Annotated in this window: 11 protein-coding genes and 1 pseudogene; 4 read left to right on the top strand and 8 right to left on the bottom strand. The window is 70.2% G+C overall.

Annotation, left to right across the window (positions count from 1 at the left end; genetic code table 11):
- A pseudogene (locus tag CG740_RS31510) lies at nucleotides 1-900 on the top strand (DUF2637 domain-containing protein); the annotation flags it as partial.
- Nucleotides 901-998: 98 nt separating this feature from the next.
- On the opposite strand, the gene lysS reads toward CG740_RS31510, so the two are convergent.
- The gene (gene lysS / locus CG740_RS31505; protein ID WP_100578816.1) at nucleotides 999-2,717 is read right to left on the bottom strand and encodes a lysine--tRNA ligase; all 1,719 of its coding nucleotides are present in this window, start codon (nucleotides 2,715-2,717) and stop codon (nucleotides 999-1,001) included.
- Between the two features lie 177 nt (nucleotides 2,718-2,894).
- On the opposite strand from lysS, the gene argS reads away from it, so the two are divergent.
- Nucleotides 2,895-4,658 carry an arginine--tRNA ligase gene (argS, locus tag CG740_RS31500; RefSeq protein WP_100578707.1) on the top strand — a complete coding sequence of 588 codons (1,764 nt, stop codon included), beginning with the start codon at nucleotides 2,895-2,897 and terminating at the stop codon, nucleotides 4,656-4,658.
- Nucleotides 4,659-4,735: 77 nt separating this feature from the next.
- Here the strand turns inward: argS and CG740_RS31495 are convergent, their stop codons facing one another.
- Entirely contained in the window at nucleotides 4,736-6,178 is a 1,443-nt protein-coding gene (locus tag CG740_RS31495; protein ID WP_100578706.1) for a helix-turn-helix domain-containing protein, read from the bottom strand.
- Nucleotides 6,179-6,562: 384 nt separating this feature from the next.
- On the opposite strand from CG740_RS31495, the gene CG740_RS31490 reads away from it, so the two are divergent.
- Nucleotides 6,563-7,336, top strand: a complete 774-nt coding sequence (locus tag CG740_RS31490; protein ID WP_234376587.1) for a DUF4232 domain-containing protein — start codon at nucleotides 6,563-6,565, stop codon at nucleotides 7,334-7,336.
- Nucleotides 7,337-7,359: 23 nt separating this feature from the next.
- Here CG740_RS31490 and CG740_RS31485 read toward each other — a convergent pair whose 3' ends face one another.
- Nucleotides 7,360-8,847 (bottom strand): MFS transporter, encoded by a 1,488-nt coding sequence (locus CG740_RS31485; RefSeq protein ID WP_100578704.1) that lies wholly within the window; start codon nucleotides 8,845-8,847, stop codon nucleotides 7,360-7,362.
- A 117-nt stretch (nucleotides 8,848-8,964) separates the two neighbouring features.
- On the opposite strand from CG740_RS31485, the gene CG740_RS31480 reads away from it, so the two are divergent.
- Entirely contained in the window at nucleotides 8,965-9,588 is a 624-nt protein-coding gene (locus CG740_RS31480) for a helix-turn-helix domain-containing protein (protein WP_100578703.1), read from the top strand.
- A gap of 251 nt (nucleotides 9,589-9,839) precedes the next feature.
- Here the strand turns inward: CG740_RS31480 and CG740_RS31475 are convergent, their stop codons facing one another.
- The 5 genes from CG740_RS31475 to CG740_RS31455 all read right to left on the bottom strand — a co-directional run bounded on the left by CG740_RS31475 (nucleotide 9,840) and on the right by CG740_RS31455 (nucleotide 16,142).
- Nucleotides 9,840-11,081, bottom strand: coding sequence for an aminotransferase-like domain-containing protein (locus CG740_RS31475; RefSeq protein WP_100578702.1), 1,242 nt, complete (start codon nucleotides 11,079-11,081; stop codon nucleotides 9,840-9,842).
- Nucleotides 11,082-11,316: 235 nt separating this feature from the next.
- Nucleotides 11,317-12,756: a DUF6177 family protein gene (locus tag CG740_RS31470; protein WP_199846631.1), complete on the bottom strand. Its 1,440-nt coding sequence runs from the start codon at nucleotides 12,754-12,756 to the stop codon at nucleotides 11,317-11,319.
- Nucleotides 12,757-12,943: 187 nt separating this feature from the next.
- Nucleotides 12,944-13,591: a pentapeptide repeat-containing protein gene (locus CG740_RS31465; RefSeq protein ID WP_234376586.1), complete on the bottom strand. Its 648-nt coding sequence runs from the start codon at nucleotides 13,589-13,591 to the stop codon at nucleotides 12,944-12,946.
- Complete coding sequence (locus tag CG740_RS31460; protein WP_100578701.1) at nucleotides 13,572-15,749, bottom strand: hypothetical protein; 2,178 nt, start codon at nucleotides 15,747-15,749, stop codon at nucleotides 13,572-13,574. Before CG740_RS31460 ends, CG740_RS31465 begins: the two co-directional genes overlap by 20 nt.
- A gap of 3 nt (nucleotides 15,750-15,752) precedes the next feature.
- On the bottom strand, nucleotides 15,753-16,142 hold the full coding sequence (locus CG740_RS31455; RefSeq protein WP_100578700.1) for a DUF6507 family protein: 390 nt from the start codon (nucleotides 16,140-16,142) through the stop codon (nucleotides 15,753-15,755).

The following is a 16,142-nucleotide window of genomic DNA, read 5'->3' as shown; positions in this document are numbered from 1 at the left end:
CCCACCTTCCGGCTGTGGCGCCGGATGAAGCTGTGGGAGCTGCGCAGCTACGAGCAGGTCATCAAGCTCGAACAGGACCGCCTGGTCTATCGTGCCCGCCTCCAGGCGGTCTACGGCCGCGCCTGGCGCCGCAAGGCCCCCATCGAGTCGCTGATGCCGCTGCGCCTGGCCAAGTTCGGCGTGCCGCTCGCCGAGACCGCCCCCGCGGGCCTGGCCGCCGCCGGCATGGAACCGGTGCTGCTGCCGCCCGCGCCCCCGGCCCCCCGCCCCGAGCCGCAGCCCGAACTCCCGCCCGCACACGCGCACACCCCGCCCGAGGAGCCCCCGCTCCAGGCACAGGCCCAAGCACAGGCCGAAGCGCAGGCCCAGGCCCAACCGCCGTCCGCCCACCCGGAGCAGGCGCAGCCGCATGCCGAGCAGGAGCAGGAGCAGGAGCAGCCCACCACGCACGAGAGCCCGTGGTTCGCCGCCCAGCACGTCTCGCCCGAGGAGTACGCGGGCATGTACGACCCGGCGTTCGCGGCGGACGGACTCCAGCAGCAGCCCGAGCCGGTGATGGTCCCGTCCGGCCCCGGCCGCGAACGCCCCCTCGGCGTGCCGGCCCCGCGCGCCGCGAGCCCGCAGCCCGGACCGGAGCAGCAGCCCGCGCCGGAGCAGGAGCCGTACACCGAACCCGAGCCGACGGAAGAGGAGTTCACCCAGTTCGCGGAGCTCGCCTACGACGTCTTCCGCCAGCACGTGAACACCGAGGGCGACTACCCCAACGTCGAGACGCTCGACATAAAGCTCACGGACGAGCACGGGGTGCGCTACCCCGACAGCGCCGCCGTGCTGCGCAAGCTGTACCCGCAGTTCAAGCAGCACTTCGAGACCCAGGCCGTCGAAGACCACATCGCCTGACGCAACGTCAGCCGACTTGTGGAAAGCCCCACTTGAGGCATAGGCCGAGGGCCGCCACCCACAGCGGGTGGCGGCCCTCGGGCGGTACGGGGACGGCGTCAGGCCGCGAGCAGCTTGCGCACCCGGTCCGCGCCCACGGCGAGCAGCAGGGTGGGCAGGCGCGGGCCCGTCTCGCGGCTCACCAGGAGCTGGTAGAGCAGCGCGAAGAACGAGCGCTGGGCGACCTTCAGCTCCGGCGTCGGCTTGGCGTCCGGCTCCAGGCCCGCCATCACCTTCGGCACGCCGTAGACCAGCGTGGTCAGACCGTCGAGCGACCAGTGCGAGTCCAGGCCCTCGACGAGCAGCCGCAGCGACTCGCGGCCCTCGGCGTCGAGCGAGCCGAGCAGCTCGGTGTCCGCGGTCTCGCGGACCAGGGTGCGCTGGTCGGCCGGGACCTGGGTGGTGATCCAGTTCTCGGCCCGGTCCAGGCGCGGGCGCACCTGGTCGAGCGAGGTGACCGGGTTCGCCGGGTCCAGCTCGGTCAGGATGCGCAGGGTCTGGTCCTCGTGGCCCGCGGTGACGTCGACCACCGAGGCGAGCGTGCGGTACGGCAGCGGACGCGGGGTGCGCGGCAGCTCACCGGCCGCGGTGCGGGCGGCCCTGCTGTGCGCGGCGGCGTCGGCGGGCAGCACCGAGCCGTCGGCGACCTTCGCCTCCAGCTTGTCCCACTCGTCGTAGAGCCGCTGGATCTCCTGGTCGAAGGCGATCTTGAAGGACTGGTTGGGCCTGCGGCGGGCGTACAGCCAGCGCAGCAGCTGCGGCTCCATGATCTGGAGCGCGTCGGCCGGAGTCGGCACGCCGCCCTTGGACGACGACATCTTGGCCATGCCGCTGATGCCGACGAAGGCGTACATCGGGCCGATCGGCTGGACGCCGTCGAAGATCGACACGATCTGGCCGCCGACCTGGAACGAGGAGCCCGGCGAGGAGTGGTCGACGCCGGACGGCTCGAAGATCACGCCCTCGTAGGCCCAGCGCATCGGCCAGTCGACCTTCCAGACCAGCTTGCCGCGGTTGAACTCGCTGAGCCGGACCGTCTCCGAGAACGCGCACGCGGAGCAGGTGTAGGTCAGCTCCGTGGTGTCGTCGTCGTAGGCCGACACCACCGTGAGGTCCTTGCCGCAGCCGCCGCAGTACGGCTTGTACGGGAAGTAGCCCGTCGAGCCGGTGCCGTCGTCCTCGGCCGCGGCGCCGGAGCCCTCGGCGGCCTCCAGCTCGGCCTCGTCGACCGGCTTCTGCGACTTCTTGCCCGGGGCCTTCTTGGTCCGGTACTGCTCCAGGATCGCGTCGATGTCGCCGCGGTGCTTCATCGCGTGCAGCACCTGGTCGCGGTAGACGCCGCTGGTGTACTGCGCGGTCTGGCTGATGCCGTCGTACTCGACGCCCAGCTCGGCAAGGGCCTCGGTCATCGCGGCCTTGAAGTGCTCGGCCCAGTTCGGGTACGCCGAACCCACCGGCGCCGGGACCGAGGTCAGGGGGCGGCCGATGTGCTCGTTCCAGGACTCGTCGACGCCGGGCACGCCCGCCGGCACCTTGCGGTAGCGGTCGTAGTCGTCCCAGGAGATCAGGTGCCGGACCTCGTAACCGCGGCGCCGGACCTCGTCGGCGACCAGGTGCGGGGTCATGACCTCGCGCAGGTTGCCCAGGTGGATCGGGCCGGAGGGGGAGAGGCCGGACGCGACGACGATCGGTTTGCCAGGCGCACGTCGCTCCGACTCGGCGATGACATCGTCCGCGAAACGGGAGACCCAGTCGGTCTCGGTGCTGCTCTGAGCCACGGTCGGCACGTCCTTCTTTCTCGTAATGCCCTCGTCTGCCCTGGAGAGGCCGGCACGCTCATTCTCCCAGACGGAACGAGCTCCTCCGGGGTTGCCCGTATCTCGGGAGAAAGGCAAGGGGGCCGCGTGGGAGAATCGGAGGGCAATCGTCCTCACTCCCGACAGGAACGGCACCTCATGGCCTCGGTCCATTCCCTCGCTTCCACTGTCCAGCAGCGCCTGGCGGACGCCCTCTCGGCTGCCCTGCCGGAGGCCGGCTCCACCGACCCGCTGCTGCGACGAAGCGACCGGGCCGACTTCCAGGCCAACGGCATCCTGGCGCTCGCGAAGAAGCTCAAGGGCAACCCGCGCGAGCTCGCGACGAAGGTCACCGACGCGCTGGACGCACCCGACCTCCTGAAGGACGTCGAGGTGTCCGGCCCCGGCTTCCTCAACATCACGCTCACCGACCGGGCGATCATCGAGACCCTCGCCGCGCGCGCCGCGGACGACCGGCTCGGCGTGCCCCTGAAGGAGAACCCGGGCGTCACGGTCATCGACTACGCCCAGCCGAACGTGGCGAAGGAGATGCACGTCGGCCACCTGCGCTCGGCGGTCATCGGCGACGCGCTGCGCGGCATGCTCGACTTCACCGGCGAGAAGACCATCGGCCGCCACCACATCGGCGACTGGGGCACCCAGTTCGGCATGCTCATCCAGTACCTGATCGAGAACCCCGGCGAGCTGGCCCCGGCCGACGCCGTGGACGGCGAGCAGGCCATGAGCAACCTGAACCGGGTCTACAAGGCGTCCCGCGCGGTCTTCGACTCGGACGAGGAGTTCAAGGAGCGCGCCCGCAGGCGGGTCGTCGCCCTCCAGTCCGGCGACAAGGAGACCCTAGAGCTGTGGCAGCAGTTCGTGGACGAGTCGAAGGTCTACTTCTACTCGGTCTTCGAGAAGCTGGACATGGAGGTCCGGGACGACGAGATCGTCGGCGAGTCCGCCTACAACGACCTCATGCCGGAGACCGCCCGCCTCCTGGAGGAGTCCGGCGTCGCCGTGCGCTCCGACGGCGCGCTCGTGGTCTTCTTCGACGAGATCCGGGGCAAGGACGACCAGCCGGTCCCGCTCATCGTGCAGAAGGCCGACGGCGGCTTCGGCTACGCGGCCTCCGACCTCTCGGCGATCCGCAACCGCGTCACCGACCTGGACGCCACGACGCTGATCTACGTCGTGGACGTACGCCAGTCGCTGCACTTCAAGATGGTCTTCGAGACGGCCCGCCGGGCGGGCTGGCTCGGCGACGACGTCACCGCGCACAACATGGGCTACGGCACGGTGCTCGGCGCCGACGGCAAGCCGTTCAAGACCCGTGAGGGCGAGACGGTCAAGCTGGAGGACCTCCTGGACGAGGCCGCCGAGCGGGCCACCGCCGTCGTGCGCGAGAAGGCCGAGAAGGCGGGCCTGAGCGAGGAGGAGATCGTCGAGAACGGCCGGTACGTCGGCATCGGCGCGGTCAAGTACGCGGACCTGTCCACCTCCGCGAACCGGGACTACAAGTTCGACCTGGATCAGATGGTGTCCCTGAACGGCGACACCTCGGTCTACGTCCAGTACGCCTACGCCCGGATCAAGTCGATCCTGCGCAAGGCCGACGGCGTGGCCCCCGCCGCCCACCCGGAGCTCGAACTCGCCCCGGCGGAGCGGGCGTTGGCCCTGCATCTGGACGCGTTCGGCGAGCTGCTCACCGAGGCCACGGCCGAGTACGCCCCGCACAAGCTGGCCGCGTACCTGTACCAGGCGGCTTCGCTCTTCACCACGTTCTACGACCAGTGCCCGGTCATCAAGCCCGAGCCGCCGAAGGACATCGCGGAGAACCGCCTGTTCCTCTGCGACCTGACCGCCCGGACGCTCACCCAGGGCATGGCCCTGCTCGGCATCCGGACGCCCGAGCGCCTCTAGCCAGGTCCGCCGGGCGCCAACTCCCGCGTGGGACCGGCCGGTTCACTACCGGCCGGTCCACTGACGCGACGACCGGTTCACTGGTTGTCGAGCTGCTCCCACGCGTTGCCCTGGGTGTTGTAGTCGTACGCCGGCCGGCCCTTGACCGCACTGGTGCGGAACGGCTTGCCGCCGTCGTCCACCTTGACCGTGCCGGAGTGCTCGCCGCTGCTCCAGCCGACCTCCAGGTACCAGCTGACGTCGTGCGCCGCCACGTGCACGTCCAGGTCGAAGACCTCCGGGTCGTGCGTGGACACCTTGAACGGGAAGCCCTTGGCCGGCACGACCTCGTCGCCCTGCTTCCCGGCGACCGGCCTGGTGACCGGCTGGGTCGCGTCCAGGTCGATGTCGAAGGTCTGCGGGACGACCCCGCTGCCGCAGCCGGTGCCCATGGAGTACGCCGTCCAGTTCAACGGCGACTCGCGCCCCACCACCCGCACATCGACCCCGGTGATCACCACGGCGTCCTGGGTCTTGCCGGTGGTGGTCAGCTCCAGCTTCAGGTTCCCGCCGTCGACCCCGCCGAGCGCCCGCGCCCAGGAACGCCGGTCCTGCGCGCTGGGCGGGGGCGGCGGGACGGAGCTGGGCTTCTGGTCGAGCAGGTAGAACTTGCCGCACGGCGTGTCCCAGTCGTACGAGCTGATGCCCACGCTGATGGGTGTGCCGTAGGCGACACCCGGCTTGGCGGACGGCGCCGGGTGCGAGGCGGAGGCGGACGGGCTCGCCGGGGCCGATGCCGACGCGCTGGGCGTGGGGCTCGGCGAAGTGCTCGGCGTGGGGCGCCCGGCCGCACTCCTGGTGGCCGCCGCCCGGCTCTCCTTGGCGTCCGCGACCGTACCGCTGGGCTTGTCGTCGGGACCCGAGAGCGCGGCGACGGCCACGGCGGGCACGGCGAGCGCCACGACGGCGGCCCCGATGAGCACGAGCCGCGTCCGCCTGCTGCGGAACCTGCCTGCCGCGGCGGGCGGGCCGGCCGGCTCGGACGCGACGACGTACGGCAACTGCTCGGCCGGCTCCGCGCCCGACTGCCGCCCGGCGGCCGGGACTTCGACGGGGCCGGGAGCGGACGCGGTCTCGGGAACAGGAGCGGCGGGGGCGCGGGCGGCCTCGGGAGCGGGGTCGGCCTCGGGAGCGGTACCGGTCGCAGCGGCGCTGGTCGCAGCGGTATCGGTCGCAGCGGCGCCGGGAGCCGTACCGGAAGCACCCTGCACCGGGTTCGCCCCGCGCGCGCGGCGCCGCGCCTCGTCCGCCAGGATCCAGCGCCGGTGCAGTTCGACGGACTCCTCGGCGCTCGCCCCGCACAGCCGGGCGAGCCGCTCGACGGGCGCGTACTCGTTGGGCACCGCGTCCCCGTTGCAGTACCGGTGGAGCGTGGACGTACTCATGTGGAGCTTGCCCGCGAGTACTCCGTAGCTGCGCCCCGAACGGTCCTTCAACTCCCGCAGCAGCGCCGCGAACTGCTCGGACTCCGTTGTCGCCATGCCCCGGTTCCCTCCCCATCCGTCCCAGGAACGCATTCCAGGGACAGGTTGTTTCCCCAGGTCAAAGGGTGTTCCAGCGTTCCAGCTTCCCCTATTGTCCCTTGCTCGTTGCCGGGCTGCCGGACCGGCCCGCAAGGTAGGTGCAGCAAGCAGCCGAACAGCTCGTTCCGGGAGCACACCATGCGAATCCGCATCCGGTTCAACCTCGCGGACTCGGTGGCCGTCGTCGTCCTGGCGGCATCCATCGCCACGCTCATCATGCTTCTCCACCAGTACCGCCGCTGACGCGTCCACGCCCTTGGCCGGGTGACCGGACCGACGCACCACGCTCGATTCACCCATCACGGCTCACACATCACGATGCACACGGGGAGCACCTTTCACATGCGCACCAACTTCCGTACAGCAGCCGCCGCGACCACCACCCTCGTCGCCGCCCTCGCCCTGACCGCCTGCGGCGGCGGAAGCGGTGCCGGCGACGCCAAGGCGGGCGACAAGCCGGCCGCGTCCTCGGCCGCCGCCCCGTCGAGCGGCGACAGCCAGGCTCCGGCGGCGACCGACTCGGCGGGCGCCACGGCCGAGGACTCGGGCTGGGGCTCGGGTACGGGTAAGTCCGGTTCGGGTTCGTCCGGTGCGGGTTCGTCCGGTGCGGGCTCCGGCCGGCACGCCGCCACCCCCGCCAAGGCGGACGGCAAGCCCGCGAAGAAGCCCTCGTCCGGGGGCGGGATCGTCGACACCCCGTGCACCGGCGCCAACGTGAAACTGACGGCGACCCCGGTGACCCGCCCGATCAACCACATCCTCCTGACGGTCACCAACACCGGCAAGACGCTGTGCAACGCCTACACCGCCCCCTCCATCTCCTTCTCCAAGGACGCGCAGTCCCCGATCCAGATCGACCGGTCCACCATCCCCCAGGCCGTCGTCACGCTGTCCCCCGGCGCCTCGGCGTACGCGATGGTCCGCACCCTGGGCGAGGACGACGGCGGCAAGGCGTACAAGGCCGACCACGTCACCGTGTACTTCCACGGCCGCTCCGGCAACGAGTCCACCGGCCCGTCCGCCTACGCGGCGCTCTCCAAGAGCGTGGCCGTCGTGGACAGCCAGGCGATGGCGACGTACTGGCAGTCGGACCTGTCGACGATCGACAGCTGGTAGCCGAACCGGGGCCGGCCCAGGCCTCAACCCGCCGGCGCCGGGCGCCGGTCGAGAGCGCGGCCCGTGGCCGCGAGGGCGAGGGCGGCGAGCACCAGGGCCGCCGCGACGGCGAAGGTCACCCGCATGCCGGTGGCCACCGCGCCCGGACCCGCCGTGGTGACGTCGTCCGTCGCCGAGGCGAACGCGAACACCGCGCCCATGACCGAAGTCCCGGTGATGAGGCCGAGGTTGCGCGAGAGGTTGAGCATTCCGGAGGTGACGCCCCTCCGGTCCGCCGGGACGTCGGCCATCACGGCGGTGTTGTTGGCCGTCTGGAAGACGGCGTATCCGGCGGTGACGATCACGAGCGGCCCGACATAGCCCAGCACCCCGAGCGCGGTGGGCGTCACGGCCAGCAGGACACACCCCGTGGCCGATGCGCCGAGCCCGGCGACGGTCATGCGGTACGCCCCGAACCGGTCCGCGACCCGCCCGGCCGGCACCCCGGTCAGCGCGGCGACCAGCGGACCGGCGGACAGTACGAGCCCGACCAGGGCGTCGTCGAGGCGGAGCGCCCGCGAGAGGTAGAACGGCCCGACCACCAGCGTCGCCATCATCACCGTCGACACCAGGGTGCTCATGGCGAGGCTCGTGCGCAGCGCCGGATCGCGGAACATGGCGGGCCGGACCAGCGGGGACACGGCCCGCGCCTCGACCCGGACGAAGAGCACGGCACCCAGCGCGGCGGCCGCGAGCAGCAGCGCGGTGAGGGCACCGAAGTGGCCGTGCCCCAGCGTCATGGCGAGCGCGTACGCGGCGAGGGTGAGGGCCAGGAGTGCGGTGCCCGGGTGGTCGAAGCGGGGCCGGGCGCCATCGGCGCGCCGACCGTCGGCGGACGGCTGCCGGTCCGCCGACCCATGGGCGTCGGCGGGCAGCTGGCGACGGACCAGAACCAGGGTCACGAGCCCGAGCGGCACGGTGGCGAGGAAGATCGCCCGCCAGCCGAATCCGGAGACGAGGACACCGCCGAGCGAGGGCCCGAGGGCCGTGCCGATCGCGGACATCGTGCCGAGCAGCCCCATCGCCCGGCCGGTCCTCGCCCTGGGCACGGTCCCGCCGACGAAGGCCATGGTGAGCGCCATCATCACGGCCGCCCCGAGCCCCTGTGCCGCGCGGGCCGCGATCAGCAGCCACAGCGTCGGCGCGGCCCCGCACAGGGCCGAGGCCACGGTGAAGAGCAGCACCCCGGCGAGCAGCAGCCGGCGGCGCCCGACGAGGTCACCGAGCCGCCCGACGCCGACGATCAGCGTGGTGACGGCGAGCAGGTAGGCGAGCACCACCCACTGGACCTGCTGGAACGAGGCGCCGAAGGCATGTGCCAGGCTCGGCAGCCCGACGTTGGCGATGCTGGTGCCGAGCGACGCGAGCAGCATCGAGAGCGAGAGCCCCGCCAACACCCACCGGACCGGGCCGCCGGGCCCCCCTCGCCCCGCCACCACCTCGGACGTCCCCACGCCTGTGAACTTCACCATGAACCCCGCTCTCCGGCCGGAGCCCGCCGCAGGGGCTCATGCCGCAGAAGGTCCTCCGGTACGTCGAGAACGGCAATCCACGTTGCCAATACCGGGACGGCCGGATGGAATGTGACCATGCCCCGAACCGTGAGCAAACCGCCCCGCGCAGAGCCGCCCCCGACGCCCCCCGCCCACCAGGCGGTCCTGGACGAGGTCGGCCCGCGTCTCAAGCGGCTGCGCGCCCAACGCGGCCTCACGCTCGCGGCGCTCGCCGAGACAACGAACATCTCCAAGAGCACCCTGTCCCGCCTGGAGTCGGGTCAGCGCCGCCCCAGCCTGGAACTGCTGCTCCCGCTGGCCAGTGCGTACGGCGTGCCCCTGGACGATCTGGTCGGCGCGCCCGAGGTCGGGGACCCCCGGGTCAGGCTGAACCCGCGCCCCCACGCGAACGGCGGCACGTTCGTCCCGCTGACCCGCTCGCCCGGCCCCCTCCAGGCGTACAAGCTGGTGATCCCGGACCGGGGCAGCGAGCCGGAGCTGCGCTCGCACGAGGGCTACGAGTGGCTGTACGTCCTGGACGGCCGGCTCCGGCTCGTCCTCGGCGCCCACGACCTGGTGCTCGGCCCCGGCGAGGTGGCCGAGTGGGACACGAAGGTGCCGCACTGGTTCAGCAGTGCGGACGGCCGGCCGGTCGAGGTGCTGAGCCTGTTCGGCAGGCAGGGCGAACGCATGCACGTACGAGCCAAGCCGAAGGCTTGACCCCGAGCCCCCGACTGCCCACCCACTTTCAGCCCGTCATGAGGTCCCCCCCTGGCCCTTAAGGCCTTGGGGGAGTTTGAGGACCAGCGCCCTTCAGGCGCGAACGGGGGTCTGGGGGCGGAGCCCCCAGGGGCACTTCACCCCCGGAGGGTTTGGGGAAGGGGCGGGGAGGGGCCATCTCTCGGGGTCTGGGGCAGAGCCCCAGGGACGGCCACGACGGCCACCAGGGCGAGCCCAGGGCACCAAACCCCTTAACCAGTAACGGAGTTGAGCGCCCGGCCGAGCCGCCCCAACCCCTCCCGAATCTCACCCGGCGCAGAAGTCACAAAGCACAGCCGAAGCGCCGCCACATCGGGCACGCCCGCGAAGAAGGGCGCCCCGGGGACATAGGCCACGTCATGCTCAACCACCCTGCCCAGCAAGGCAGTCGCATCCCACCCCGCCGGCAGCCGAACCCAGAGGAACATGCCCCCCTCGGGCCGATTCCAGCTCGACCCCGAGGGCAGCGCATCGCCGAGCCCCGCGAGCATGGCGTCCCGGCGCTCCCGATAGGCACCCCGCACGGCGGCAAGGTGCGCATCCAGATCCCGGTCCGCCAAGTACCGCGCGGCAGCGAGCTGGTTGACCGTCGGGGTGTGCAGATCGGACGCCTGCTTGGCGATGACACAGGCCCGCAGCAATGCGCGGGGCGCCCGAAGCCACCCGATCCGCAGCCCCGGCGCCATGATCTTCGAGTAGCTGCTCAGCAGCACCGTACGGTCGGCGGCGCCCTCGTACGAGGAGATCCAGGGCACGTCCTCGCCCTCGTAGCGCAGCTCGCCGTACGGATCGTCCTCGACGATCCACAGGCCCCGCCGCACCGCCACATCGGCCACCGCCCGGCGCCGCTCGGCGGTCATGGTGCGGCCGGTCGGGTTCTGGAAGGTGGGCACGCAGTAGAAGAGCTTTGGCCGCTCGCGCGCGACGATCTCGTCGAGGGCGACGGGGTCGGGCCCGTCCTCGTCGCACGGCACGGCGACGACCCGGGCCCCGGCGAACCCGAACACCTGCAACGCCGCGAGGTAGCAGGGGTCTTCGACCACGACCACGTCACCGGGTTCGAGCAGCGCGGCGGCGAGGAGCGTGAGGCCCTGCTGCGACCCGGTGGTTATGAGGAGGTCGTCCGCGTCGGTGGCGAGCCCGCGCTTGCCGAGCCGCTCGGCGGTGGCGGCCCGCAGCGCCGGGCTGCCCTCGGTCGTCGAGTACTGGAGCGCCGTGGCGGCCTGCTCGTCCAGCACCGCCCGGAACGCGTCGGCCATCCCCGCCCCGTCGAACAGCTCCGGCGCCGGCAGCCCGCCCGCGAACGAGATGACCTCCGGCCGGGCGGTCAGCGCGAGGATCTCCCGTACGGGCGAAGCCCCGACGGAGGCGGCCCGCGCGGCGAGCGCGGGGACCGGGGCACCTTCGGCGGGCCCGGCGGCTCGGGTCGGCTGTGCGGCGGGCTCGACGGCCATGGGGCGGCTCCTGTCAGTTGCTCGGACGTCCAAGTACCGGCACCCTACGCAGCGCCCCCCGGCCCGAATCCGACCATTCCAAGATCCGAGCCATCGCCGGATTCACCGCCCGGGCAAATGAACTCATACCACACGAATTTGCCCGGCTCCCGCTCCCCCACACCCCACTTGTCGGCCAGCACGTCCCGTACAGGAACTCAGTACGGGTCCTCTTACGCATGCCCCCGCCGAGCCCCTACTGCATCTGCTTCAGGTGGCGGGTGACTTGCTGGAGTTGGGCCCAGGCACCCGGTTGGGTTCCGTCACCGAGGGTGTAGTGAAGTGCGGGGGCGCTGGCAGAGCCGAATCGGGTCGGCGCCAAGTGCGGGGAGGGTGCTTCAGCGCGGGCCGGGCCTGCCTGTCGTACGGCGTCGGGGCCCAGCGTGAATGACACCGGCAGGGGCAGGGCTTCGAAGTATGAGGGGACGGTCAGGTCACGACGGCCGGCGCGCAGTGTGGTGAGCATGGTGGCCAGTTCGTGCCGGGTGGTGAGGAGGCGGGCCAGTTCGGGGAGCGCGGCCAGGGGCGGCGTACGGCCGGGGCCGTAGCCGAGGGCAAAGGCTATGTGTTCTTCGATGCCTGCCGAGGTGTGCAGAACTCGCGTGGTGGCGATGCCGGGCTGTTCCGGGCCGCCGACAGCGACGAGCCAGGTGGCTTCGGACTTTTGAGCTCGGGTACGGGCAAGATCGGTCAACTGCCTTCTGTTCCAAGGCAGATTGACCGGTTCAGCAGTCCCCCAGCCGACGGGGCGGGTCCCGGTCAGGTGTTGCCAAGCGGCCTCCAGGGCACCGCCCAGGACCAGGCCTTCGGCAGCGGGTTGGACAGTGCGTATGGAGAGCAGCAGTTGCTGTTCGCCGAGTGCGGCTGCGGCGTCCTGGCCGGACACGAAGGGAGCGGACTTGAATGGCTCCGCGACGCGGGCGTGGCCGGTGTCGTCGAGTGCGGGCACAAAGGCCCCGTCGCGCCAACGGAGTTGGCAGCCGGAGACACCGTCGTAGTAGCCGTGTTCGGGGTGCTGGATGATCCAGCGGTTGGGGTGAGCGGCGAGTGCAGCGCGGGTGGGCTGGGTGAGGCGGCAGGTGGGAGGCGTGATGAGTTGCAGGGCCCGTCCGCCGGCTGCCGCGGCACTCAAGGCGTGCGAGAGCCAGCTGGACAGGGCGATGACCGGGCGGTCCTGGAGGATGACGGAGGCGTGATCGCTCTGCATGTCCACGGCCGGCGGGAGGCTGCCGCATGTCGCGGACGGAGCGAGGCCGGCGGTGGGGACGACATCGGTGTGGGCGACATGGGGCGGCCAGACCGTACCGCCCAGCACGGTGGTCAAGCGCCCGGCGAAGGAAGCGGCGATGCGCTCACCCTCGGGATGGGCGGTGGTAGCACGAGCCTCCGTCCACCAGAACGGGCCCTCCGGCAAAGGAACTTGATCTCCCAGCAGACGTCGCGCCTCGTGCGGGTGATGAACCAGGTACGGGGCCTCGACGGAGACGAGGGGGGTTCCGCCGGGGGTACAGAGCTGGAGGACCGCCCCGTCGGCAAGGGTGCTGACCCGCAGATCGGGACCGCCGGCGTACAGGCCCGCGAGCACGGTGGACGGGTCGGGCATGGTCGGGGTGAGGGCGATGACGTCCTTGGTCACGACTGCTCTGTTCCGTCGAGGGGCTGGGTGCGGGGAGTGCAGGGGCGATAAGGCGATGAGCAGCGGCGACAGGTCTGACGGTGTTCCAGCTGCCGCTGAGCTGCGACCGCGTTGCTCGCGGAGCCGGACACTCGCTGTGGAGATCGCGGATTCCGACCCAGGGGCCGTGTTGGCCTGCCGTGTTGGCCTACCGCGGTGGACGGCGCGGAGGAATTACCTGCACTTGTCCACCCCGGGCCCCGACCCACGCCTCAAGTTCCGCGTCGGCCACTTCGCGGGACGATTCGCCACTGAAGACAGTGATCGGACCGAAGACAGTGCCGGTCAAACCACGCACCACCGTGGAGTCGTCGACTTTGATTTCGAAGAGGTTCTCGTCAAAGACAGCGTCTGACAGGTCCGCCCCCCTCAAATCGGTGTCGATCAGCGAAGCGCCGAGGAATCTCGTTCCACGGAAGCTCGCTCCTGAGGCATCGACATCGCACAATGACGCCCCCACCAGATCTGCCCCGTCGAGCCGCGCCGATCGGAGCACGGCCTCGTCCAGGTTCGCCTTGACAAGATCCGCTCCGGTCAGATCTGCCCCGGTCAGATCCGCCGACTGCAAGTCGGCGCGGTAGAAGGACGCCTCGACAAGCCGCACCCCTGCGAGAACCGCATCGGTGAACCACGCGTTCGAGAAATCCCCGCCCGAGAGATCGGCACCCCGGAAGTCGCACCGCATGCCATTGAGGTTGTACTCCTGCGAGGCAAGCCATTCCTGCAGTTGCCGCGCGGCTTCCGGATCACCCGGGAACACAGTCGGCTTCCAGTTCTTACGGATACCAGATGACACGATCTCCCCAACCACGACTTTCAACAGCGGCCTTCACGCTATCAATGGCTGCTTGATTCGCGTTCCGAAGGTCAATGATGACTATACGTCCATGCTTTTCGATCTGCTTCGCAAGCTGCTTGTTTACCCACGCCTCGTTCTTGGCCGGGTCGTACGCCCCCTTGAATGGCTGGGACTTGTCGCGCACATTATTGAACGGCGGATAGTCCGAGTGGACACCCTTGATGTCATAGTACTCACCAGTGGTCTCGGAATAGAATTCGCCCCTGTCGGCCAGCTCCGGGCGGCGAATGTCTGCCGGAATGCGACCACCCTCCCGAAGATCGAGACCGACCCGGGCCTCATCCATCGATTTGTCATCGACTTGACCTTTGTGATCCGGATCGTGCTTAAGATGGTCGAATTCTTCCGGAGCTCGCTTTTCGACCTCATCGAGGTGGCCCCAGTGCGCCGCCTTCTCCTTCGCTGTCAACTCCGGAAGCGGCTCATTCCTACGACCGCCGGGCGCTATGCCCGTCTCACCCGGAGTGCCCGGCCTCCCTGTTCCCCTCTGCTCTTGCGGCTCGCCGCCAGTTGCGTGTTTCTCCGAGTGGCTGTCGGTACCCGCATCGGAGGCGTGGCCTTGACCGCCGGTGCCGTGACCGCCGCCACCGGAAGGCGTGTGCGAACCGCCGCCATCGCCCCTCGGCGTGTGGGACCCCTCGCCTGACGGCACATGCGCCCCCGCACCGCTGCCCGAACCGCCGCTTGGGGCCTGGTGAGTGGCCTGCGGAGGCAGGCTTTCTCCAGAGTGGGCACTGGCTTCAGGCATGCGCGAGCCGACGCCAACCGGATGGCGCTCAGGCATACCAGGCTGCGAATCCGACGTGGACGGCGGCCGCGCGTCCACGCCCTCGGGTGCCGGTTGGGTGATCGGCTTCCCGTCTTTGCCGTACGGAATGAACTCGCCGTCTTTGACGACGACTTTGTAACCGTCCTTGAACTCCCAGACGGTCCGGATGTGGTCCGCGCTGGAGCCGATGCGGATACGGGAGGTGAGTTCAGCGACGCTGGGCAGCTTACTGACTGCCGCACCGCCGACTTTCAGGCCTACCACGACGGGGTCGAGGTAGGTGATGAGGTCAGCAGTGGCCGAAGCTGCCCGGCTCGCCTTTGAAGCGGCTTCGCCCGCTTCGCCCGCCTTTCCCATTCCCCGCAACACGCCACCGACGAGGCCAGTACCGAAGTTGAAGGTGACGACACCTGCGGCCTTGGTGGGGTTGTCCTTCCAGTCGTCCCAGGCGACCAGCCCCTTGAAGAACTCCCGGGTGGCCGCCTTGGCGTGCTCCTCGTCGGGATCGGGGTCGGCCGGACCGATGGTGTGGTCCATCACCCAGTTGTACGGGGTTTCGGTGTACAGGCCGATGCCGGTGAAGACGTCCTTGATGCCACCCCAGGCCTCGCCGGCGGAGCCGCCAATGCCCACCAGGTGCCCCAGACCCTCGAAGGTGCTTCCGACTCCACCGACGAGGAAGCCGTCCCAAAGGTAGTTCTTGGCGAAGTAGCCGATCTCCCAGGGGTGGTGGGACTCGGCTTCGGGTGTGCCCCAAGGCAGGTCCTCGGCGTGCTTGAGGTCGTCCAGGGCGTAGCCGAACATCACCGTCTGGCCAGTGGAGGTGTGGCTGCCGTCGTCGTAGACGAACTTGGGGCCACCGACGATTGCCGAAATCTTGCTCGCGGCCCGGTTCTCCGCGCCCCTGAAGGCGCTCTCGGCGGCGCTCACGCCGTCAATGAGCCCCTGATGTCGGCTGACCTTGTCCTCGTCGTACGTCCAGTCGTCATCGCCCGAGACGCTGTCGACGAACGCGAGTGCGTCACTTTTGAGTTGGGCCAGTTGCGCGGCGAGCGGTCGAGCCTCGACGGAGAACGTCTCCAGTGCGTCGGCCACCGTCTCCAGGTTCTGGGCAAAGATCTCCGCTTTGTCCATCACCGGCCGCGTGGTGCCCAGGAGTTGCTCCGCCTCGGGTGCCTTGTAGACACCCGCCAGGGCCTGGAAGCGGGAGTGCACATCCTTGCCGCCATTGCGGATGCCCGTGGCGTCCGTGCGCAGCCCGGAGATGTCCTTCTCCAACTGGTCCAAATTGCCCAGGAATTGCGGTATGCCGGACGGTTCGATCATGTGCTACTTCTTCCCGTCCTGCGGATTACCCGGCTTGGGCAGCTCGATCTTTGGCGCGGACAGTGCCGTGTGCTCGGAGTTCGCAGCCATCTCAAGATCTCCGACGACGTAGTACGCCGTTGCCTGGCGCGCACCGTTCACCGACTTCGCCGCCCGGGCCCCCAGGAACAGCACGTCGCCCGCGGTTTTCTCCACGAACAGCCCCAGCGCCGCTCCGATTGGGCCGATAGGCGTCGCCCCACAGTAGGCACCGCTGATCGTGCCGGCGGAACCGGCGGCGCTGGTCATGTTCGTCTCGTACGACTTCACGCTCTTGGCCACATCGTCCATCGCCACCCCGACCAGCGAAGTCACCGACTCCACCCCAGACTGCGAGACGTCCCACCCCGACAT

Origin of the sequence: Streptomyces sp. CB01201 (assembly GCF_002803085.1) — a bacterium.
Classification (GTDB): Bacteria; Actinomycetota; Actinomycetes; order Streptomycetales; family Streptomycetaceae; genus Streptomyces; species Streptomyces hundungensis.
The sequence above is the reverse complement of the archived record's forward strand: the minus strand, read 5'-3'. Positions and strand labels throughout refer to the sequence as shown.

What these genes read in the sequence shown, in the direction of transcription:
- argS (WP_100578707.1), top strand. Translation starts at nt 2,895, where the DNA reads ATGGCCTCGGTCCATTCCCTCGCTTCCACTGTCCAGCAGCGCCTGGCG.
- CG740_RS31495 (WP_100578706.1), bottom strand. Translation starts at nt 6,178, where the DNA reads ATGGCGACAACGGAGTCCGAGCAGTTCGCGGCGCTGCTGCGGGAGTTG.
- CG740_RS31490 (WP_234376587.1), top strand. Translation starts at nt 6,563, where the DNA reads ATGCGCACCAACTTCCGTACAGCAGCCGCCGCGACCACCACCCTCGTC.
- CG740_RS31485 (WP_100578704.1), bottom strand. Translation starts at nt 8,847, where the DNA reads ATGGTGAAGTTCACAGGCGTGGGGACGTCCGAGGTGGTGGCGGGGCGA.
- CG740_RS31480 (WP_100578703.1), top strand. Translation starts at nt 8,965, where the DNA reads ATGCCCCGAACCGTGAGCAAACCGCCCCGCGCAGAGCCGCCCCCGACG.
- CG740_RS31475 (WP_100578702.1), bottom strand. Translation starts at nt 11,081, where the DNA reads ATGGCCGTCGAGCCCGCCGCACAGCCGACCCGAGCCGCCGGGCCCGCC.
- CG740_RS31460 (WP_100578701.1), bottom strand. Translation starts at nt 15,749, where the DNA reads ATGATCGAACCGTCCGGCATACCGCAATTCCTGGGCAATTTGGACCAG.
- CG740_RS31455 (WP_100578700.1), bottom strand. Translation starts at nt 16,142, where the DNA reads ATGTCGGGGTGGGACGTCTCGCAGTCTGGGGTGGAGTCGGTGACTTCG.